The sequence below is a fragment of the Streptomyces sp. RPA4-2 genome, from assembly GCF_012273515.2.
Classification (GTDB): Bacteria; Actinomycetota; Actinomycetes; order Streptomycetales; family Streptomycetaceae; genus Streptomyces; species Streptomyces kaempferi.
Genome location: NZ_CP050975.2, coordinates 5,801,492 through 5,821,285 on the forward strand (window position 1 = coordinate 5,801,492; position 19,794 = coordinate 5,821,285).

15 protein-coding genes and 1 pseudogene are annotated in these 19,794 nt (G+C 70.2%); 2 read left to right on the forward strand and 14 right to left on the reverse strand.

The genetic code is table 11. The features are described from left to right. Positions 1-47: 47 nt before the first annotated feature. Both HEP85_RS25500 and HEP85_RS25505 read right to left on the reverse strand, forming a co-directional pair. Entirely contained in the window at positions 48-581 is a 534-nt protein-coding gene (locus tag HEP85_RS25500; protein WP_168530009.1) for an alkyl hydroperoxide reductase, read from the reverse strand. A gap of 6 nt (positions 582-587) precedes the next feature. Further along, positions 588-1,142 (reverse strand): peroxiredoxin, encoded by a 555-nt coding sequence (locus HEP85_RS25505; protein ID WP_168530010.1) that lies wholly within the window; start codon positions 1,140-1,142, stop codon positions 588-590. Positions 1,143-1,301: 159 nt separating this feature from the next. Between HEP85_RS25505 and HEP85_RS25510 the strand changes: the two genes are divergently transcribed. Beyond that, positions 1,302-2,297, forward strand: coding sequence for a LysR substrate-binding domain-containing protein (locus HEP85_RS25510; protein WP_248002073.1), 996 nt, complete (start codon positions 1,302-1,304; stop codon positions 2,295-2,297). Positions 2,298-2,346: 49 nt separating this feature from the next. Here HEP85_RS25510 and HEP85_RS25515 read toward each other — a convergent pair whose 3' ends face one another. From HEP85_RS25515 to HEP85_RS25535, 5 genes are all read right to left on the reverse strand, one after another. Beyond that, complete coding sequence (locus HEP85_RS25515; RefSeq protein WP_168530011.1) at positions 2,347-4,683, reverse strand: ABC transporter permease; 2,337 nt, start codon at positions 4,681-4,683, stop codon at positions 2,347-2,349. Then, positions 4,680-5,369, reverse strand: coding sequence for an ABC transporter ATP-binding protein (locus tag HEP85_RS25520; protein ID WP_168530012.1), 690 nt, complete (start codon positions 5,367-5,369; stop codon positions 4,680-4,682). The genes HEP85_RS25515 and HEP85_RS25520 overlap by 4 nt, the downstream gene beginning before the upstream one ends. Next, a complete protein-coding gene (locus HEP85_RS25525) occupies positions 5,366-5,893 on the reverse strand; it encodes a PadR family transcriptional regulator (RefSeq protein WP_168530013.1) in 528 nt (175 codons plus the stop codon). The genes HEP85_RS25520 and HEP85_RS25525 overlap by 4 nt, the downstream gene beginning before the upstream one ends. A 178-nt stretch (positions 5,894-6,071) precedes the next feature. Then, complete coding sequence (locus tag HEP85_RS25530; protein ID WP_369657833.1) at positions 6,072-6,323, reverse strand: hypothetical protein; 252 nt, start codon at positions 6,321-6,323, stop codon at positions 6,072-6,074. Beyond that, positions 6,320-7,279: an SPFH domain-containing protein gene (locus tag HEP85_RS25535; protein WP_168530015.1), complete on the reverse strand. Its 960-nt coding sequence runs from the start codon at positions 7,277-7,279 to the stop codon at positions 6,320-6,322. Before HEP85_RS25535 ends, HEP85_RS25530 begins: the two co-directional genes overlap by 4 nt. A 315-nt stretch (positions 7,280-7,594) precedes the next feature. Between HEP85_RS25535 and HEP85_RS25540 the strand changes: the two genes are divergently transcribed. Next, positions 7,595-9,898 carry a transglycosylase domain-containing protein gene (locus HEP85_RS25540; RefSeq protein WP_168530016.1) on the forward strand — a complete coding sequence of 768 codons (2,304 nt, stop codon included), beginning with the start codon at positions 7,595-7,597 and terminating at the stop codon, positions 9,896-9,898. Between the two features lie 107 nt (positions 9,899-10,005). Here the strand turns inward: HEP85_RS25540 and HEP85_RS25545 are convergent, their stop codons facing one another. The 7 genes and pseudogenes from HEP85_RS25545 to HEP85_RS25575 form a co-directional block, all read right to left on the reverse strand. Then, positions 10,006-11,469 carry a catalase gene (locus tag HEP85_RS25545; RefSeq protein WP_168530017.1) on the reverse strand — a complete coding sequence of 488 codons (1,464 nt, stop codon included), beginning with the start codon at positions 11,467-11,469 and terminating at the stop codon, positions 10,006-10,008. Positions 11,470-11,636: 167 nt separating this feature from the next. Beyond that, positions 11,637-13,776 (reverse strand): annotated as a pseudogene (locus tag HEP85_RS25550) (SpoIIE family protein phosphatase). A 316-nt stretch (positions 13,777-14,092) separates the two neighbouring features. Beyond that, a complete protein-coding gene (locus HEP85_RS25555) occupies positions 14,093-14,785 on the reverse strand; it encodes a DUF402 domain-containing protein (RefSeq protein WP_211118060.1) in 693 nt (230 codons plus the stop codon). Positions 14,786-14,900: 115 nt separating this feature from the next. Continuing rightward, positions 14,901-16,304: an aspartate ammonia-lyase gene (locus HEP85_RS25560; RefSeq protein ID WP_168530018.1), complete on the reverse strand. Its 1,404-nt coding sequence runs from the start codon at positions 16,302-16,304 to the stop codon at positions 14,901-14,903. Positions 16,305-16,402: 98 nt separating this feature from the next. Then, the gene (locus HEP85_RS25565; protein WP_329527294.1) at positions 16,403-17,242 is read right to left on the reverse strand and encodes a DUF2690 domain-containing protein; all 840 of its coding nucleotides are present in this window, start codon (positions 17,240-17,242) and stop codon (positions 16,403-16,405) included. A 245-nt stretch (positions 17,243-17,487) separates the two neighbouring features. Further along, positions 17,488-17,844 (reverse strand): SH3 domain-containing protein, encoded by a 357-nt coding sequence (locus tag HEP85_RS25570; protein ID WP_248002074.1) that lies wholly within the window; start codon positions 17,842-17,844, stop codon positions 17,488-17,490. Positions 17,845-18,088: 244 nt separating this feature from the next. After that, positions 18,089-19,756 (reverse strand): fumarate hydratase, encoded by a 1,668-nt coding sequence (locus tag HEP85_RS25575; protein ID WP_168530021.1) that lies wholly within the window; start codon positions 19,754-19,756, stop codon positions 18,089-18,091. Positions 19,757-19,794 lie beyond the last annotated feature (38 nt).

Below are 19,794 nucleotides of genomic sequence, written 5' to 3' on the forward strand. Positions count from 1 at the left end.
CCGAAGGCCCCGCTCACCGACGTGGTGAACGGGGCCTCCTGGTGGGACTACTGCGCGAGAACCGCCTCGGCGTCCAGCGTCGTCCCGACCGCCTGAATCACCGCAGCGATCTTGAACGCCTCCTGAATCGTCTCCCGGCCGACGCCCGCCTTGCGGAGCACCTGCTCGTGCGAGTCGAGACACTGCCCGCACCCGTTGACCGCGGAGACGGCCAGCGACCACAGTTCGAAGTCGACCTTCTCGACACCGGGATTGCCGATGACGTTCATCCGCAGCCCGGCCCGCAGGGTCCCGTACTCGGGGTCCGACAGCAGATGCCGCGTGCGGTAGAAGACGTTGTTCATCGCCATGACCGCGGCGGCGGACTTGGCGGCCGTGTACGCCTCCGGCGACAGGTTCGCCTTCGCCTCCGGCTCCAGCTCACGCAGCACCCGCGGTGAACGGGACGCGATCGCGCACGCCAGCACCGTCCCCCACAGCTGCTGCTGCGGAAGCTCGGAGTTGCCGATGACCGAACCCAGGTTGAGGCGCAGGTCCTTCGCGTAGTCCGGTACGGCGGACTTCAGCTCATCGAGGGACATGGAGGGTCACTCACCCGCCAGGAGCGCCACCGGGTCGAGGGTGTTCTCGCCCTTGGTCCAGTTGCACGGGCACAGCTCGTCCGTCTGGAGGGCGTCCAGGACCCGCAGGACCTCCTTGGGGTTACGGCCGACGGAGCCGGCGGTCACCATGGAGAACTGGATCTCGTTGTTCTGGTCGACGATGAACACGGCACGCTTGGCGAAGCCGTCCTCACCCTCGATGCCGAGGTCCCGCATGAGCTCGTGCTTCGAGTCGGCCAGCATCGGGAAGGGCAGGTCCCGCAGGTCGTCGTGGTCCTTGCGCCAGGCGTGGTGCACGAACTCGGAGTCGCCGGAGAAGCCGAGCACCTGGGCGTCACGGTCGGCGAACTCGTCGTTCAGCTTGCCGAAGGCGGCGATCTCGGTCGGGCACACGAAGGTGAAGTCCTTGGGCCACGCGAAGATGACCTTCCACTGACCCTCGTAGGTCTTGTGGTCGATCTGCCGGAACTCCTCACCCTTCTCCAGCGAGACGCAGGCGGTCAGATCGAACTGGGGGAACTTGTCACCAACAGTGAGCACGCGCTCTCCTTGCAGCGAGGGAACGCCCCTTTTGAGGACTTTTCCCTTGGGTCGGACGATGCCGATCGTGGCACAAGCTGCATTGATTAGTGAAATTGGTACACTCGGTCACGTTGATCGGATGCAACTATCAGTGACGATGAGTGAGAGGCGGCCGCCATGGTGAGCCCTGTCGGCGGCAGAGCGAGCGCCAAAGGCGCCGGAGTTCCCAAGGGGAACGGGCGCCGTCAGCCCACCCTCGCCCAACTGCGCGCCTTCGCCGCCGTGGCCGAACACCTGCACTTCCGGGACGCCGCCGCCGCGATCGGCATGAGCCAGCCCGCGCTGTCGGGCTCGGTCTCCGCCCTGGAGGAGACGCTCGGGGTGACCCTGCTGGAGCGTACGACCCGCAAGGTGCTGCTCTCTCCCGCGGGCGAGCGTCTCGCCGTACGCGCCAAGGCCGTTCTGGACGAGGTCGGCGCGCTCATGGAAGAGGCCGAGGCCGTCCGGGCGCCCTTCACGGGGGCCCTGCGACTGGGCGTCATCCCGACCGTCGCGCCCTACCTCCTGCCCACGGTCCTCGGACTGGTCCACGACCGCTACCCGGACCTCGACCTCCAGGTCCACGAGGAACAGACGGCCAGCCTGCTGGACGGACTGGCGGTCGGGCGGCTCGATCTGCTGCTCCTGGCCGTGCCGCTCGGCATGCCCGGAGTCGTCGAACTCCCGCTCTTCGACGAGGACTTCGTGCTCGTAACGCCGCTGGACCACGCGCTCGGCGGACGGCAGGGGATCGCGCGCGACGCCCTGCGCGAGCTCAACCTGCTGCTGCTCGACGAGGGGCACTGCCTGCGGGACCAGGCCCTCGACATCTGCCGGGAGGCGGGGCGCGCGGACGCCCCCGTCACCACCACCGCCGCGGGGCTGTCCACCCTGGTCCAGCTCGTCGCCGGCGGGCTCGGGGTGACCCTGCTGCCGCGAACCGCCGTCAGGGTCGAGACCACCCGCAGCGACCAGCTCCTCACCGGGTACTTCGCGGACCCGGCGCCGACCCGGCGGATCGCGCTGGTGATGCGCGCGGGGGCGGCGCGGGGGGCGGAGTACGAGGAACTGGCGGCGGCCCTGCGCGAGGCGCTGCGACCGCTGCCGGTAAGGGTGTTGGGCCAGGACGCCTGAACCGCCGTGACGGTCCCCGCCCGGACAGGGCGGGGACCGTTCCGTACGGCTATTCCGTTCGGAGGCCGTCCGGTCTCATGAGACGCAGCAGCGGTGGCAGGCTGAGCGCGGTCACCAGCAGGACGACCCCCGCACCGATGCCGGTCATCGACAGCAGGCTCGACCAGTCCACGCGCACCGAGACGCTCGTCATCTTCTGCAGGACCACGCCCAGGGTCAGGCCGACCACCGACGCGAGCACGAGACCCAGCGCGATCGGGATCGCGGTCTGCCACAGCACCGACAGGCTCAGTGTGCGGCGCCGGGTGCCGAAGGCGACCAGGACGGAGAGCAGTTTCTTGCGCTCGCGCAGCTGTTCCAGCTGGGAGATCAGCAGGCTCGCGCCGATCAGGAACAGGACGCAGGTGGCGCCGACGGACAGGCCGGTGCGGATGGACGTGTAGCGGTTGTCCTGCTCGGTCGACGCCCATGTCCAGGCGTGGGCCAGCGGGCTGAGCTTCGCCGTGGTGTTGCGGACGAGGTCGTAGACGTCCGGCGCCGACTGGTCGATCTGCAGGTAGACGTTGCCCTCGACCGCCTCCGTGCCCCGCGCGGGCAGGGCGCTCGGAGTGAACAGGATGCCGCCGGTCAGACCGTTCGTCGCGTCCGCGCGGACCCCGGCCACCTTGACGCCCTGTGGCACGGTCCAGGCGACCTGCCTGCCCACGAAGCCCTGGTCGTAGGAGGGGTCGAGGTAGAGGGTCCGGCCGGGTTCGCCGAGCTTCAGCGCGTCCGGGTCGGCGTCGGCGCCCTTGATCAGGAAGACGTCGCCGTCGCGGCACGTCGGCAGCGTGGCCACCTCGCGCAGCGAGGCGCAGTTGCCGACGGTCATGGACGTGGTCGTGCCCGGATCCCGCTTCTTGTCACCCAGCGAACCGGATCCGATCGCGGCGACCTGCCGTACGCCTGCGGTCCGGGCGTACTGCTCGCGGGCCCGGTCGAGCGGGACGTCGTACGGCAGACGGACCTGCATCTGAGCCCGCTGGACGTCGTTCGTCGAATTCTTGGTGTAGTCGCCCTCGACCCCGGCGAACAGCATTTGCAGGGCGATGGCGCCGGCCACCGCGACCGCGATGCCGTTGACCATGCGGGCCGCCGTACCGGTACTCAACTGGAGCCTGCGGATCGCGAGTTGCCAGGACACCGAGCCGGATCCGAGCCGGGCGACCACCGTTTCGACGATCCAGGGCAGCAACGCCGTGACCCCGATCAGGAGCAGCAGGACGCCGCCGATCACCAGGTACTGGTTGAAGTTCCCGTTGCTGTTGCCCTTGCCGATCATCGGGTAGAGCATCGCGAGTCCGGCGATCGGCAACAGCAGCCGCCACCACAGCCGGCGCCGTGCGGGTTTGGCCGCACGCACCACGCCGAGCGGCTCGATGACGACCCCACGCAGCGCGAGCAGGGTGACGAGGACCGCGGCCGCGGGCACCGCGACGGCGACCAGGGCGGCCAGTGCGGGCGTGGGGTTCAGATAGCTCGGGAAGACGCTCTTGCCGAAGATCTGCACGGATCCCGCCAGTTGGCGGGCCAGCAGGAAGAAGACCGTGCCGAAGACGAGCCCGAGGACGGCGCCCGCGAGGGCCTCGCCCGCGGCGATCCGCCGCGTCATCCGGCTGTCGGAGCCGACCAGGCGCAGTGCCGCGAGCCGCCGGTCGCGCCGCTCGCCGCCGAAGCGTACGGCGGCGGCGATGAAGACACCGACCGGGAGCAGCAGCACCACGAAGACGACGATGATCAGCAGGACGAGTATCGGGTCGAGGCGGTCGGGCGGTCCGAGGGGCTGCCCGAAGTGGTCGATACGGGTCACCCGGGAGCCGTCGATCCTCGGGGCGAGGCCGTCGGCGCCCGCGTAGAAGGCGAGTTCGTTCGCGCCGACGAGACCGGACTCCCCGATGGTTCCGATGGTGCGGTACGGCAGCCGCTCGCGCAGCAGTTTCCCGTCACCGGACTTCAGCAGGTCCGCCAGTGCGGGGGACACCACCATCTCCCCCGGTGCCGGGTTCTTCTTCACCCCCGGCGGCAGCGGCGCCCGGGACCCCTCGGGCTGCACCTCGCGGCCGCGGATGTCCTTGTCGCGATAGGTGTCGTCGACGGCCGCGACGAGCAGGGTCCGGTCGGACGCCCTGGGGATGCCCACATCGCTGAACGTGATGTCCGTACGGGCCTTCTCGCGGTCGCTGCGTGCCTGGAGCGCACTCGGTATCGCCGTGGTGAGCAACAGCAGTGCCACGCCGAGCCCGACCCCGACGGCTGTGAGGACCGCGCGCATCCAGCCCTCACGCCCGCCGGTGAAGGCGAACCTGGCCCCCATGGCGAGGTCCCTGGACCATTGGCGCACGTTCATATGACGCGCTCCATGTCACGGGACTTGCCGTCGCGTACGACGATCTCGCGGTCCGAGTAGGCGGCCACCCGCGCTTCGTGCGTGACCAGGACGACGGCGGCGTTGGTGGAGCGGGCGGCCTCGGTGAGCAGCTCCATCACGCGCTCGCCGTTGAGCGAGTCGAGCGCGCCGGTCGGTTCGTCCGCGAACAGCACGCGCGGGCTGGTGACCAGGGAGCGGGCCACGGCCACGCGCTGGCCCTGGCCGCCGGAGACCTCGCCGGGCCGCTTGGACTTGAGGTCGTCGACCTCCAGGCGTTCCATCCAGGTCAGGGCGGTGCGTTCGGCCTCCTTGCGGCCGGTGCCGTTCAGGCGCAGCGGCAGGGCGACGTTCTCGACGCAGGTCAGTTCGGGTACGAGCTGGCCGAACTGGAAGACGAAGCCGAACTCGCTGCGGCGCAGGGCGCTGCGCTGTGAGTCGTTCATGGTGGCCATCTCGCGTCCGGCGTACATGATCGAGCCGGAGTCGGGCGGCACGATGCCGGCGAGGCAGTGCAGCAGGGTGGACTTGCCGGAGCCGGAGGGACCCATCACGGCGACGACCTCGCCGGGGTGGATGGAGAACTCGGCGCCGTCCAGGGCGGTGGTGGGGCCGTAGCTCTTACGGAGTTCCGACGCGGTCAGCAGGGAGCCGGGGGGAGGGGTCATCGGGTCGTCACCGCCTCGCGGAGTTTGTCGAGGCGGGCGGCGGTGAGTTCCAGCCACCGCAGGTCGGCCTCGAGGTGGAAGAGTGCGTGGTCGCAGATCAGCTGGTCGGCGAGGTCGCCCCGGCGCTTGCGGTCGGTGAGGATGCGCATCATGCGCAGGTGTTCCGAGCGCTGGGTGTCGAGGATGTCGGCCGCGTCGCGGTGGGTGAGGAGGGCGAGGACGATCTTGGTGTAGAGGGTCGACTGGAGGTACGGCTCGGGCTTCTCGGGCGTCGCGAGCCACTGCTGTACGTCGGTGACACCGGCGTCGGTGATCGCGTACCGCTTGCGTTCGGGGCCGCCGCCCGCCTCTATCCCGTCGACCTCCACGAGGCCGTTCTTCAGCAGTCGCGACATCGTCGAGTAGACCTGGCCGTAGTGCAGCGGCCGGTCGTGACCGAACTTCTCGTCGAAGGCCCGCTTGAGGTCGTAACCGTGGCGGGGTCCGGACTCCAGGAGTCCCAGGAGGGTGTGACCGATGGACATGCGGAGCACTCTACACACGGGGTATACACCGTGCGTATACATGCTGCGCATAGGTCATGGCAGGGAGCGATGGTGTCCAGGTCAGGGGCCATTGTCACGGTTCTGTCACCGGGTTCCCTCGCCCCTGGGGGCTCCGGGGGCTCCGGGGGCTCCGGGGGCGAGGGAAGGCGGGGAGCGGCTACGGGTCCGGCTGGTCGGGGGATGGCGGCCGCCCCCGGCGCGGGATCGGCCCCGCCCCACCAGGCAGGCGCCCCGCCTCGGACAGCGCCCTGCGCAGCAGAAACTCGATCTGCGCGTTGGCGGAACGCAGTTCGTCACCCGCCCAGCGGGCCAGCGCTTCGTACACGAGCGGATCCAGCCGCAGCAGCACCTGCTTGCGCTGCTGCTGCGGCCGCCGCCGGGGCCCGGCCCCACCGGATGGCTCCGTCACTGGTACAGGGACCCCGCGTTCAGGACCGGCTGCGGAGCCCGGTCACCGCACAGCACCACCATCAGGTTCGACACCATCGCCGCCTTCCGCTCCGAGTCCAGCTCGACGATGTCCCGCTCGGTGATCCGGGCGATCGCCGCCTCGACCATCCCGACCGCCCCTTCGACGATCTGCCGCCGCGCCGCCACGACCGCCCCCGCCTGCTGGCGCTGGAGCATCGCGGAGGCGATCTCGGGAGCGTACGCGAGATGCGTGAAGCGCGACTCGATGATGGAGACGCCGGCGGCGTCCACCCGCGCGCGCAGTTCGACGGCGAGCTTCTCGGTGATCTCCTCGGCGTTGCCGCGCAGCGAGAGCCCCTCCTCGTCGTGGGCGTCGTAGGGGTACTCGATCGCGATGTGCCGGACGGCCGCCTCGGTCTGGGTGGCGACGAACTCCAGGAAGTCGTCGACCTCGAAGCTGGCCCGCGCGGTGTCCTCGACCCGCCAGACCACGACGGCGGCGAGCTCGATCGGGTTGCCGTAGGCGTCATTGACCTTGAGGACCGCGGTCTCGTGGTTGCGCACCCGGGTCGAGATCTTCACGCGGGAGGTGAAGGGGTTCACCCAGCGCAGGCCGTCCTGACGGATCGTCCCCCGGTACCGCCCGAAGAGCTGGACGACCCGGGCCTCGCCCGGTGCCACCGTGTTCAGCCCGCACATCGCGATGAACGCGGCGAGGCCGACCAGGATGCCCGCGACGATCAGCGCGGCCTTGCCCCCGGCCGCGGTGACCGTCGTGGCGCCCACGATCAGCGCGGCCCCGAGCAGCAGTCCGACCAGTCCGAGCAGCAGGGCGAGCCCGCCGCCGATGCTGTGCGCGGCGAACTCCCGCACCCGTGGGGCGGGTATCGCCGGTACGTCGGCGACGGGCACGGACCCGTGGCCGGAATCGTTCGTGGAGTCGTGCGCGGACATGGTGGGCCCCCGTCTCGTATGGCATAGCGCTTGCCTAGCTAAGTGATATCACTTTACCCCGCACGGCAACCTTCCACTCCTTTCGTACGTCGGTTCTGGTGGGGCTGATGCGCATTGCGTGCTGATTGTCACGTCCGTGGAAGTGCCGATCGGCGGGACTTTGTCCCAGCACGTGGTGTTAGTTTGCTGAGCTGACCTCAGCGACGAACCTGTGTGCGGCACCAGAACGAACGCGGCACCGGACGTGTGAGTGAACCCGGCAGGACACGCGTACAAGAGAGCGCGACCCGAGACCGAAGCGGAGCGGACGGAGCCATGGGACGAGCGGACGAGAGACGAGCGCGGCAGCGCGGTGGCCGTCGCGCCGCGGCCGGGGGCTCCTCCGGGACCAAGCCCCGCCGCAGCGGCATACGCAGGATCCTGAACTGGAAGACGATCCTCGGCACGTTCCTGGGCTTCTGCCTGCTCGGCATGGGCGCCTTCCTCGTGCTCTACATGGTCGTGTCCATACCCCAGGGCAACGCGGCCGCGCAGCAGCAGAGCAACATCTACAAGTACACCGACGGTTCGACCCTGGCCCGTACCGGCAAGGTCAACCGCGAGATCGTGGGCCTGGACAAGGTGCCCAAGCCCGTCCAGCTGACCTTCGTCGCCGCCGAGAACAAGTCCTTCTACAAGGACTCCGGCGTCGACCTGCGGGGCACGGCCCGCGGTCTGCTGAACACCCTGTCGGGCAAGGGCAAGCAGGGTGGCTCGACGATCACCCAGCAGTACGTCAAGAACTACTACCTGACCCAGGACCAGACCGTCACGCGCAAGCTGAAGGAACTGGTCATCGCGCTGAAGGTGGACCGTCAGCAGACCAAGGACGACGTCCTCGCGGGTTACATCAACACCAGTTACTACGGCCGTAACTCGTACGGCATCCAGGCCGCGGCGCAGGCGTACTACGGCAAGGACGCGAGCGACCTCACGGTCGAGCAGGGCGCCTACCTCGCCTCGCTGCTCCAGGCCCCGAGCCAGTACGACTGGGGTGTCGCTACCGACACGGGCAAGCGGCTGGTCACGGCCCGCTGGAACTACACCCTCGACAACATGGTCGAGGAGGGGTGGCTGGACGCGGCCAAGCGTCAGGCCATGAAGTTCCCCGTGCCGCAGGACCCCAAGGGCGTCCCCGGCATGCAGGGCCAGACCGGCTACCTCGTGGACGCGGCGAACAGCGCGCTGGCCAACCGGCTCGTCGCGCAGGGTTCCGCCGCGAACTACGAGGACGCCAAGGCGATCGTCGACGCGGGTGGCTGGACGATCACGCTCAACATCGACAAGAAGAAGCAGACGCAGCTGGAAGTCGCCGTCAAGACGAAGCTGAGCCGCAAACTGGACGGGAAGAAGCGGCGGGTCGACGGTGACGTCGAGGCCGGCGCCGCGTCCGTCGACCCCAAGACGGGCAAGGTCGTCGCGATGTACGGCGGCGAGGACTACTTCAAGCACTACGTCAACAACGCGACCCGCCAGGACTACCAGCCCGCGTCCACCTTCAAGCCGCTCATCTTCGCCGCGGCCCTGGAGCAGCAGGCCAAGACGCAGGACGGCCAGGACATCACGGCGAACACGATGTACGACGGCACGAGCGGTCGTGCCGTCAAGGGCAGCACCATCGGGTTCGCGCCGCCCAACGAGGACGACCAGAGCTACGGGCCCGTCACCGTCCAGACCGCGATGAACAAGTCCATCAACTCCGTCTTCGCGCAGATGGGCGTCGACGTCGGCATGGACAAGGTCCTCAAGGTCGCGGGCGATCTCGGGATGCACACGGAGAAGCTGCAGCCGGTGCCCGCGCAGACGCTCGGCTCCATGGGCGCGAGTCCGCTGGAGATGGCGGGGGCCTACGCGACCCTCGACAACCACGGACGCAAGGTCACCCCGGCCGTCGTGGCCTCCGCCGAGCACAAGGACCGTACGGTCACGTTCCCGAACCCTGTCGGCGACCAGGTCATCAGCTCCGAGGCGGCCGACACGGTCACCTCGGTGCTCACCGGCGTCGTCAACGACGGTACGGCCCAGGTGTCGGTGGCGCAGGCGTCCGACCGCGACGGTCAGCAGGTCGCGGGCAAGACGGGTACGTCCGACAACAACAAGTCGGCCTGGTTCACCGGCTACACGCCCAACCTGGTCACCTCGGTCGGCCTCTTCGGAGAGGTGCCCAAGGACCGCAAGGACGCGAACGGCAAGGCGGTCAAGCAGGGCACCCAGGTGTCGCTGAGGGGCGCCGCGGGCGGCGGTCGTGTCAACGGCGGTGGCTTCCCCGCCCAGATCTGGGCCGCGTACACCTTCAACGCGATGGGCAGGGTCACCGCCTTCGACCTGAACACCACCCAGGGCGCGGCGATGGAGCCGACCCCGAGCGACACGCCGAGCCAGACGCCCAGCGAGACGCCGTCGGAGACTCCGACCACCGAGAAGCCGACGACCCGGCCGCCGACGACCAGCAGCCCGCCGACCAAGACGTCCGAGCCCCCGGTCCCCCCGACGACGACGGCCCCGGTCAGTCCGAGCGGAACCCCGACCGACGAGAACCCGACGGGCCCGTTCGACCCGAACAACCAGCAGCAGCAATAACGGCGGACAGGCTCACGGCTCACGAGAAGGGCGCCCGGTGACCCACCGGGCGCCCTCCCTCTCGTACGGGACCGCGATCCGCCGTCCCGTCGCCGGAGGCGGCTCGCTCAGCCGCCGTTGACCTCCTTGGCGATCCGGTCGCCGATCTCCTTGTCGACGTTGCGCCAGTACTGCACCGCGCGGTCCAGGACCGGGCGGGACACGCCGGCCTTCAGGTGGCCGCTGACGTTCGACACGAGACGGTCGCGGGCCGCGGCGTCGAGGACCTGGCGGACCATCGTGCCCGCCTGACCCCAGTCGTCGTCCTCGCGGTGCAGCTTGTACGCCTCGCGCACCAGCTCACCGGCGGTCTGCCAGCTCGCCGGGTCACCGAAGCGGGAGAAGTCGGCCGCGGGCCCGCCGTAGGAGTTGGGGGCGTACGGCCGGGCCGCGTTCGACGGCTCGTAGCGCATCGGCCCGTCCTTGGCGTACGAGTTCACCGGGGAGTGCGGCCGGTTCGGCGGCAGCTGCGTGTAGTTCGGGCCGATCCGGTACCGGTGGGTGTCCGGGTACGAGAACAGCCGGCCCAGCAGCATCTTGTCCGGCGAGGGACCGATGCCCGGCACCAGGTTGGACGGCTCGAAGGCCGCCTGCTCGATGTGGATGAAGTAGTCCTCCGGATTCCTGTCCAGCGTCATGCGGCCGACGTCGATCAGCGGGTAGTCCGCGTGCGGCCAGACCTTGGTCAGGTCGAAGGGGTTGAAGCGGTAGTCCGCCGCGTCCTCGAACGGCATGATCTGGACCTTCAGGCTCCAGGTCGGCGCGTTCCCGGACTGGATCGACTCGAAAAGGTCCCGGCGGTGCTTGTCCGCGTCCGTACCGGCCAGCTCGTCGGCCTCCGACTGGGTGAGGAACTCGATGCCCTGGTCGGTCTTGAAGTGGTACTTGACCCAGAACCGCTCACCGGCACCGTTGATCCACATGTAGGTGTGCGAGCTGTACCCGTTCATGTGGCGGTAGGTCTTCGGGACGCCCCGGTCGCCCATCAGCCACGTCACCTGGTGCGCGGACTCGGGGGAGAGGGTCCAGAAGTCCCACTGCATGTCGTTGTCGCGCAGTCCGGTCACGGGGCTGCGCTTCTGCGAGCGGATGAAATCCTGGAACTTGATCGTGTCACGGACGAAGAAGACCGGCGTGTTGTTGCCCACCATGTCGTAGTTGCCGTGCTCGGTGTAGAACTTCAGCGCGAAACCGCGGGGGTCGCGCCAGGTGTCGGGCGAACCCTGTTCGCCGGCGACAGTGGAGAACCGGGCCAGCATCTCGGTACGTTTGCCCGGCTGGAACAGGTCAGCCTTGGTGAACTGGCTGACGTCATTGGTGACTTCGAAGAATCCGTAGGCGCCACTGCCCTTGGCGTGCACCACACGCTCGGGGACCCGCTCCCGGTTGAACTGGGCCATCTTCTCGATGAGGTAGTGGTCCTGGAGCAGAATCGGGCCGTCGGGACCGACGGTCAGCGAGTGTTCGTCGCTCTCCACCGGAATTCCGACGTTGTCCGTGGTGTACGGAACCTTCTGGGGTGCCTGCGTCACGAGCGTCCTCCCGTCGAAGAAGAGGGTGTTTAGGTCGCTTCGTCCACCCCAGCAGTCAACTCCGCCGACGGGATGTCGGCAACATCTGGACACGGTCCAGCTCTGGTCCGGTTCCGGAACCCGTATGGCGACGGGCCGCCCCGGGGTGAGGCCGGGCGGGTACCCGGTCAGCCCCGGTTCAACTCGAACCAGACCACCTTTCCGGTGCTCAGCCGGGTCGCACCCCACCGCCTGGCCAGTTTGTTGACCAGATAGAGGCCGCGACCGCCCTCGTCCGTGGCGCGCGCCTGCCGCAGCCGCGGCAGCTGGGGCACGTCGTCGCCGACCTCACAGCGCAGCACGTCCGTCCGCAGCAGCCGCAGCGTCACGGGGCGCGAGGCGTAGCGCACGGCGTTGGTCACGACCTCGCTGACCAGCAGCTCGACGGAGTCGCTCATGTCCTCCATGCCCCAGCGGGACAGCGCCCGGCGGGCGAGGCGCCGGGCCCGCCCCGGGGCCGCGTCCTCCGGCTCCAGGTACCAGTACGCCACGTCGCTCGGCGCGATCCCGTCGAAGCGGGCGGCGAGCAGCGCGATGTCGTCGTCCCGGTCACCAGGACCGAGCATGTCGAGCACCTCGTCGCACAGGGCTTCGAGGGGCGGCGGATGGTCGGGTCCGGTCAGCTGCGCGGTGGCGGCGAGCTTCTCGCGCAACTGTTCTATACCGGTCCAGACGTCCCTGAGCCGGGACTCGACCAGGCCGTCCGTGTAGAGCAGCAGAGTGGCCCCGGCGGGCGCGTCCAGCTCGACCGCCTCGAAGTCCACCCCTCCTACCCCGATGGGGGCACCCGGCGGCACCCGCAGTACCTCGGCCCGGCCGCCCAGGTGCAGCAGGACCGGTGGCGGATGGCCCGCGTTGGCGATCGTGATCCGGTGCGCGACCGGGTCGTAGACGGCGTACAGACAGGTCGCCATGCGGTCGGTGCCCAGCCGCTGCGCCTGTTCGTCCAGGTGGTGCAGCACCTCCTGCGGCGGCAGGTCGAGCCCGGCGAGGGTCTGCGCGGTCGTCCGCAGCTGGCCCATGATCGCGGCCGAGGTCATCGAGTGGCCCATGACGTCCCCGACGACCAGGGCGACACGGCTGCCCGGCAGCGGGATCGCGTCGTACCAGTCGCCGCCGACACGCGCGGTCTCCGCGGCCGGCAGATAGCGGGACGCGAGCCGTACGCCCGTGGGCCGCGGCAGGGTCTCGGGCAGCATGGTGCGCTGCAGCTCGTCGGCGATGTAGGCCTCACGGCCGTACAGCACCGCCTTGTCGATGCCGAGCGCGCTGTGCGTGGCGAGCTGGGCCGCGACGAGCAGGTCGTCGGGCTCGAAGGCCATCCGCTCGGGACGGCGCACGAAGAGCGCGGCCCCGATCACCCGGCGCCGCCCCCGCAGCGGAGCCAGGATCGCGCGCTGGCCGCTGGGCACCGCCAGCTCGTCGCCCAGCAGCTCGGGCAGCGCGGCCCGGGCGGCGGGCGCGTCCGCGAAGACGGGCCGTACGCCGCGCAGCACCTCCGCGAGGGCACCACCGGGACGCACCTCGCACAGCTCGGCCGTCATCGCCGACAGGTCGCTGGGCTCGGGCCGCAGCGCGGGCAGGAAACCGTTCTCGGTGTCGCGCTCCTCCGGGATCCGGTCGGTGCGCCGCAGCCGCAGCACGAGGGGCCCGGTGGGCCGCTCGTCACCGACCGGCAGCGGATCGCGCAGATAGACGAGGATCGCGTCCGAGAAGGTCGGCACGGTGGCGCGGCACAGACCCATCACGATCTCGTCGAGGTCGATGCCGCGCGCGATGCGCCGGGTCGCCGCGCCCACGAAACGCAGCCGGTCCCCGTCGCGCCGCATCGGCATCGGGCCCGCGTGCGGCAGCCCCTGCCCGGTACGCCGGTCCTTGCCGCCGCTTCCGGGCGCCCGGTCCTTGTCGACCGGCTGGGCCGGAATGCCCTCGGGTGCGGGGCGCGGGCGGTGCGGATCGGGCTCCGCGGCCGACGGCTGGGAGTGCTCGGGGCCCGGGGAGGCGGGCGGTGTCGGCGCGCCGGTGCCGGAGGGCGACGGTGCGTCGGTGCTCGCGGAGGCCTGGTGGTCCGGCGTCCCGTGCTGGCCGTACGGCGCGGCCGAGCCGGCCGAGGCGTCACCCGTGCGGGCGGGCTGCGCGGGTAAGGCGCCCGGAGCGCGCAGCGCCTCCGGGTGTGCGAGCGCCCGCGGGGTCCGCGGGGTGGAGGCTGGCGCCGCTCTGGCGGCGCTCGTGCGAGGTGGGGTGCTCCGTCACGCGTGTCGAATCCATCCGTCCGGGGCTGCGCGCCGTGCGTGCAGTTCGTCCCGCAGCCCCGATACCCGGAATGTGTGTCCCAGGAACGGAATCTGCGCGTCGTGCGAGCCGGGCCCGGCATGTGCCGACGGGAACGCCGTCGCCCCAGTGGGTCCGTGCGACCCCTCGGGCCGTCCGTCGACCGTACCGCCGTGGCCTTCGTACCCCTCGCTCACGTCCTGCCGCCCCTCGGTGACGTATGGTCAAGCCCAGCGCATGCCGCGGTAGTTGCTGCTGTGCGCCCTTGCGGAGGACGATCCTACGGTTGTACCACGGGGGCGCATCAAGGGTCTCATGAGGACACGTGCGCGGGCGTACGGTCCCAGTCATCGGGCAGGGCGGGAACCGGCCACGACGGATCCGGGCGCCAGTGCTGCCAGCCGTCCGCGAACGGCGCGCCCCAGGCACGGATCACCTCCACCGCGCGCAGTCCCGCCTCCATCACCTGTGTGGCCAGCCGGGTGTCCATCAGCCCGGCCCGCTGCGCCTGTGCGAACTCGTCCTCGTCGAGCCAGCACCAACTGTGGTCCGGGTGTACGGAGATGTCCAGGAAGTGGTCCTCGGAGTCGACGCCGCCCTCCCAACGGGCCAGCGGGGCCTCCAGGTTCACGTACCAGTTCTTGAAACGCCACCCCGGTTCCCAGAACAGCCACACCGACCAGGGCTCGCCGGGCCGCGCCAGCTTCAGCACCCCGGTGCCGAACCAGCGGTCCCGGCGCACCGAACGAGCCTTGGTGTAGCGCGACTCCAGCGGTTCTCCGTGCACCGGGGTGCCGTCGGCGAGCACGGGCTTGACGCACTCCGTGCCGGGCGCCATCCACACCGCGAGCAGTTCCGCGTCGTCCCGTACGACGGTCACGGGGCGGCAGATGTGGACGCGCTCGCCGGCGTTCTCCCGGTACCGCCACAGGATGTGACTGCCGGGGGCCCAGTACGCCGTCGACCCACCCGTTGTCACTCGTCTCACCGCTCCGCCCTCTGCCATGAACAGATATTAGGTGCCCCAGGCATACGACGCTGCGGTGCGCGTCACGGTTCGCGCCTTGGCGCGCAGGACGTAACGGAGGTGTCATCCGGCGTTCGCCGGTGCGGAGGCGGCGTTACGGATGCGTCATCCGCAGGACATCCAGGGCCTCGTCCAGCTGTTCCAGGGTGAGGTCGCCCCGCTCCACGTACCCGGAGTCGAGGACGACCTGGCGGATGGTCCTGCGCTCCGCCAGTGCCTTCTTGGCCACCTTGGCGGCCTCCTCGTACCCGATGTACTTGTTGAGCGGTGTCACGACGGACGGCGACGACTCGGCGTACTCGCGGGCCCGTTCGCGGTGCGCGACGATCCCGTCGACGGTGCGGTCGGCGAGCAGCCGGGAGACACTCGTGAGCAGCCGGACGGACTCCAGGACGTTCTTCGCGATGACCGGGAGCATCACGTTGAGCTCGAAGTTGCCGGCGGCCCCGGCGACCGCGACCGTCGCGTCGTTGCCCATCACCTGGGCCGCGACCATCAGCACGGCCTCGGGAATGACGGGATTGACCTTGCCCGGCATGATCGAGGAACCGGGCTGCAGGTCGGGGAGGCTGATCTCGGCCAGGCCGGTCCGTGGTCCGGACGCCATCCAGCGCAGGTCGTTGGAGATCTTCGTCAGCCCGACCGCGATGGTCCGCAGCTGTCCGCTCGTCTCGACGATCCCGTCCCGCGCGCCCTGGGCCTCGAAGTGGTCGCGGGCCTCGGTGAGCGGCAGGCCGGTGTCCCGTGCCACCTCCGCGATCACGGCGGCGGAGAACCCGGGAGGCGTGTTGATCCCGGTGCCCACGGCCGTCCCGCCCAGCGGCAGTTCGGCCAGCCGGGGCAGCGAGGCGTTCAGCCGTTCGATCCCGTAGCGCACCTGGGCCGCGTAGCCACCGAACTCCTGTCCGAGTGTGACGGGGGTGGCGTCCATGAGATGGGTGCGCCCCGACTTCACGACGTCGGCGAACTCAGCCGCCTTGCGCTCCAGGGCGGCGGCGAGGTGGCCGAGCGCGGGGACGAGGTCCCGGGTCACCGCGGCGGTGGCGGCGATGTGGATCGAGGACGGGAAGACGTCGTTCGACGACTGCGAGGCGTTCACGTGGTCGTTGGGGTGGACGTCGCGGCCGAGCCGCTCGGTGGCGAGCGTGGCGATGACCTCGTTGGTGTTCATGTTCGAGGACGTGCCGGAGCCCGTCTGGAAGACGTCCACCGGGAAGTGCGCGTCCCAGCGCCCCTCGGCCACCTCGGCCGCGGCCTCCTGGACCGCCTCGGCCACGTCCTTGTCGAGCACCCCGAGCCGGGCGTTGACCTTGGCCGCCGCCCCCTTGATCCGTGCGAGCGCCTCGATGTGCGCGCGTTCGAGCCGCTGCCCCGAGATGGGGAAGTTCTCCACGGCCCGCTGGGTCTGGGCCCGCCACTTCGCGTCCGCGGGCACCCTGACCTCACCCATCGAGTCGTGCTCGATCCGGTACGGGGCTGCTGCCTGTTCATCGGCCATTGCCGGTCACCTCCAGTGGGGACAGCATCGCGGACGTGTCACGTGTTCCCGGACGTCCGGTGCCGTGTTTCCCGCGGCTCCCTCGTTCCCGGCGGGAGTCAGTGCCGTGCGGCGCCGAAGGGAGCGGTGCACGCGGACCGCCCGGCCACTTCGGCACAGGCCTCCGCACCGCGCGGGCTCGCCGCGGCCAGCATCGGACTGCTGTAGCCGTCCGCCGGGTCGCCCTGGTAGGCGGCGGACAGTTCGTCCCGCCCCGCCCGGACCGAGATCTCCCGCGCACCGCCGGTCCGGGTGCGGACCTCGGCCCAGACCGTCGCGCACGACGCGGAGAAACGCAGCAGCACGACCTCCCCCGCGCGCGCGACCGTGCTCTCCGTGCGCGCGTCACGGCCGCAGGTCTCGGAGGTCGGGAACTGCCCCTGGCAGCCGTGACCGCGGCAGGAGGCGGCTGCGGCGGGCGCCGGGGCGAGGTCGGTGTCGAGGACCTCGGCGGCGCCCGCGGTGACCGCCATGGTGGCGGCCGCCACCGCGGCGAGGGCGATGACGGCCCGGTTCGGCGGCCGGACGCGCCGGCCCCGAACCGGCGCGTCCGGGGCCGGGCCCTGTGTGGACGGAACCCGTGGGGGCGGGGCCTGCGCGGGCAGGCCGGCCGCCCCGCACCGGGTCCTGGACACGGCGTCCCACAGGGAGAGAAGGGGACCGGGATCGGTCTGCGCGAGCCGGCCGAGGGACTCGACCGCCGAGCGCGGCGGGAACTGGTCGCCGTTCAGATAGCGGTGCCAGGTCGACTTGCTGAACGGGGTGACGGCGGCCAGCGCGGCCAGGCTCAGCCCCGTCCGCCGCCTGAGGCCGCGCAGCCGCTCCAGCAGGAGATGTTCGTCGTCGAGTCGTTCCGCGTCGTCCAGCGCGTCGGGCAGCGGCTGTCTCTTGACCGTCACGTGGCTCTCCATCTCGCTCCCTCGCCGTGCCGGGGTGGCCGCCTGATCCGTTCCCTCTCCGTGCGCCCGCGCACACCAGGGTCGCCCGAATGCGAACCGGATGATGAGAGGAAGTTGACCTGCGGTTCCGGCACCGGTGGGGTGGTCGGGTGGTCGGCTGATCGACTCGTAGGACCTCCTGACGGGGCGGACCCCCACCCCGTCAGGAGGCGTCGGAACTCAGGAGCCGGGCGCCGGCGCGCCCGTCAGCACCAGCGGACGGCGCCGCCGGTGCGGACGTAGTGCGCGGACACGTACCCCCGGTGGTGGGCCAGGCGGTACCAGCGGTGGTTGCCCCGGACGGCGGACCCCCGCTTCTTGCAGGAGATGACCACCGGTCGTCCGTCCCGACGCGAGCCGACGATCCGGTAGGCCGTGCCCGGCCCGGAGCGGACGAGCAGCCGCGTGTGGTGGGTCGTCACACGGCCCCGTACGTGATGGACGACGTGGTGGGCGGCGTGGTGGCTGCCGGGAGTGTGCGCGGCCTGGGCGGTGGAGGCGACGGCCGTCACCGGGAAGACGGCGACAGCCGCGACCGCGGCCACGAGACCGTTGCGCAACATGCGACTCATCATGCTATTTCCCTCCGAGATGACCCGCGGATCACAGGCTGTGATCCGGTCATTGCGGAGTGTTCACGGCAAAGCTCGCAAAGATGCCGTCCCACTGTTCCTGGGACGAAATGGGACATCGGATGAGTGCGTGAACGGCGTGGCGAGGGCGTCCCGGGACGGCCGCCCGGGACGCCGGGAGGGTGCCGAAGGGGGCGGCGGGGGGCGATGTTCGTCCCCCGCCGCCCCTGGGGAGCTACGCCATCCCGGGACCCCGCACCGGGATGTGGGTGAACGTCGGTTCGGGGGCCGGGTTCTGGAAGAAGTCGTTGCCCTTGTCGTCGACCACGACGAACGCCGGGAAGTCCTCGACCTCGATCTTCCAGACGGCCTCCATGCCGAGCTCCTCGTACTCGACGACCTCGACCTTCTTGATGCAGTCCTGGGCGAGACGGGCGGCGGGGCCGCCGATCGAGCCGAGGTAGAAGCCGCCGTGCGCGTCGCACGCCTGGGTGACCTGCGCGGACCGGTTGCCCTTCGCGAGCATCACCTTGGAGCCGCCCGCCGCCTGGAACTGCTCCACGTAGGAGTCCATGCGGCCGGCCGTCGTCGGGCCGAAGGAGCCGGACGCGTAGCCCTCGGGCGTCTTCGCGGGACCGGCGTAGTACACCGGGTGGTCCTTCAGGTACTGCGGCATCTCCTCGCCCGCGTCGAGCCGCTCCTTGATCTTGGCGTGCGCGATGTCACGGGCCACGACCAGCGGGCCGGAGAGCGAGAGGCGGGTCTTCACCGGGTACTTGGTCAGTTCGGCGAGGATGTCGTCCATCGGCTGGTTGAGGTCGATCCGGACGACGTCGCCCGACTCGTCGAGGTGCTCGTCGGTCGTCTCGGGCAGGAAGCGCGCCGGGTCCGTCTCCAGCTGCTCGAGGAAGACGCCCTCGGCGGTGATCTTCGCGACGGCCTGGCGGTCGGCGGAGCACGACACCGCGATCGCCACGGGGCAGGACGCGCCGTGCCGGGGGAGGCGGACCACCCGCACGTCGTGGCAGAAGTACTTGCCGCCGAACTGCGCTCCGATGCCGATCCGCTGCGTCAGCTCGAAGACCTTCTGCTCCAGGTCCTTGTCCCGGAAGCCGTGGCCCAGCTCGGAGCCCTCGGCCGGGATCTCGTCCAGGTAGTGCGCGGAGGCGTACTTCGCGGTCTTCAGGGCGTACTCGGCACTCGTCCCGCCGACGACGATCGCCAGGTGGTACGGCGGGCACGCGGCCGTGCCGAGCGAACGGATCTTCTCCTCCAGGAACTTCATCATGGAGGACTCGTTGAGGACGGCCTTCGTCTCCTGGTACAGGAAGCTCTTGTTCGCGGAGCCGCCGCCCTTGGCCATGAAGAGGAACTTGTAGGCGCCGCCGTCGGTCGCGTACAGCTCGATCTGCGCCGGCAGGTTCGAGCCCGTGTTCTTCTCCTCCCACATGGTGAGCGGAGCCATCTGCGAGTAGCGCAGGTTCAGGTTCTTGTAGGCGTCGTAGATGCCGCGGCTCAGGGCCGACTCGTCACCGCCCTCGGTGAGGACGTTCTGCCCGCGCTTGCCCATGACGATCGCCGTGCCGGTGTCCTGGCACATGGGCAGGACACCCGCGGCCGCGATGTTCGCGTTCTTCAGGAGGTCCAGGGCGACGAACTTGTCGTTGGCCGACGCCTCGGGGTCGTCGATGATCCGGCGCAGCTGGGACAGGTGGGCGGGCCGCAGGTAGTGCTGGATGTCGTGGATGGCCTCCGTGGCGAGCTTGCGCAGCGCCTCCGGCTCGACCTTGAGGAACGTCCGCCCGTCGGCCTCGAAGGTGGAGACACCCTCGGAGGTCACCAGCCGGTACGGGGTGGTGTCCTCTCCCTGGGGGAGCAGATCGGTGTACGCGAACTCAGGCATCTTCGCCCATTCCTCACTTGATTTCTTGGGGCTCGGTT

Bases quoted from the DNA above. Each gene is read 5' to 3' on its own strand.
- HEP85_RS25500 (WP_168530009.1), bottom strand. From the start codon at position 581: ATGTCCCTCGATGAGCTGAAGTCCGCCGTACCGGACTACGCGAAGGAC.
- HEP85_RS25510 (WP_248002073.1), top strand. From the start codon at position 1,302: ATGGTGAGCCCTGTCGGCGGCAGAGCGAGCGCCAAAGGCGCCGGAGTT.
- HEP85_RS25515 (WP_168530011.1), bottom strand. From the start codon at position 4,683: ATGAACGTGCGCCAATGGTCCAGGGACCTCGCCATGGGGGCCAGGTTC.
- HEP85_RS25520 (WP_168530012.1), bottom strand. From the start codon at position 5,369: ATGACCCCTCCCCCCGGCTCCCTGCTGACCGCGTCGGAACTCCGTAAG.
- HEP85_RS25525 (WP_168530013.1), bottom strand. From the start codon at position 5,893: ATGTCCATCGGTCACACCCTCCTGGGACTCCTGGAGTCCGGACCCCGC.
- HEP85_RS25535 (WP_168530015.1), bottom strand. From the start codon at position 7,279: ATGTCCGCGCACGACTCCACGAACGATTCCGGCCACGGGTCCGTGCCC.
- HEP85_RS25540 (WP_168530016.1), top strand. From the start codon at position 7,595: ATGGGACGAGCGGACGAGAGACGAGCGCGGCAGCGCGGTGGCCGTCGC.
- HEP85_RS25555 (WP_211118060.1), bottom strand. From the start codon at position 14,785: ATGGCAGAGGGCGGAGCGGTGAGACGAGTGACAACGGGTGGGTCGACG.
- HEP85_RS25560 (WP_168530018.1), bottom strand. From the start codon at position 16,304: ATGGCCGATGAACAGGCAGCAGCCCCGTACCGGATCGAGCACGACTCG.
- HEP85_RS25570 (WP_248002074.1), bottom strand. From the start codon at position 17,844: ATGTTGCGCAACGGTCTCGTGGCCGCGGTCGCGGCTGTCGCCGTCTTC.
- HEP85_RS25575 (WP_168530021.1), bottom strand. From the start codon at position 19,756: ATGCCTGAGTTCGCGTACACCGATCTGCTCCCCCAGGGAGAGGACACC.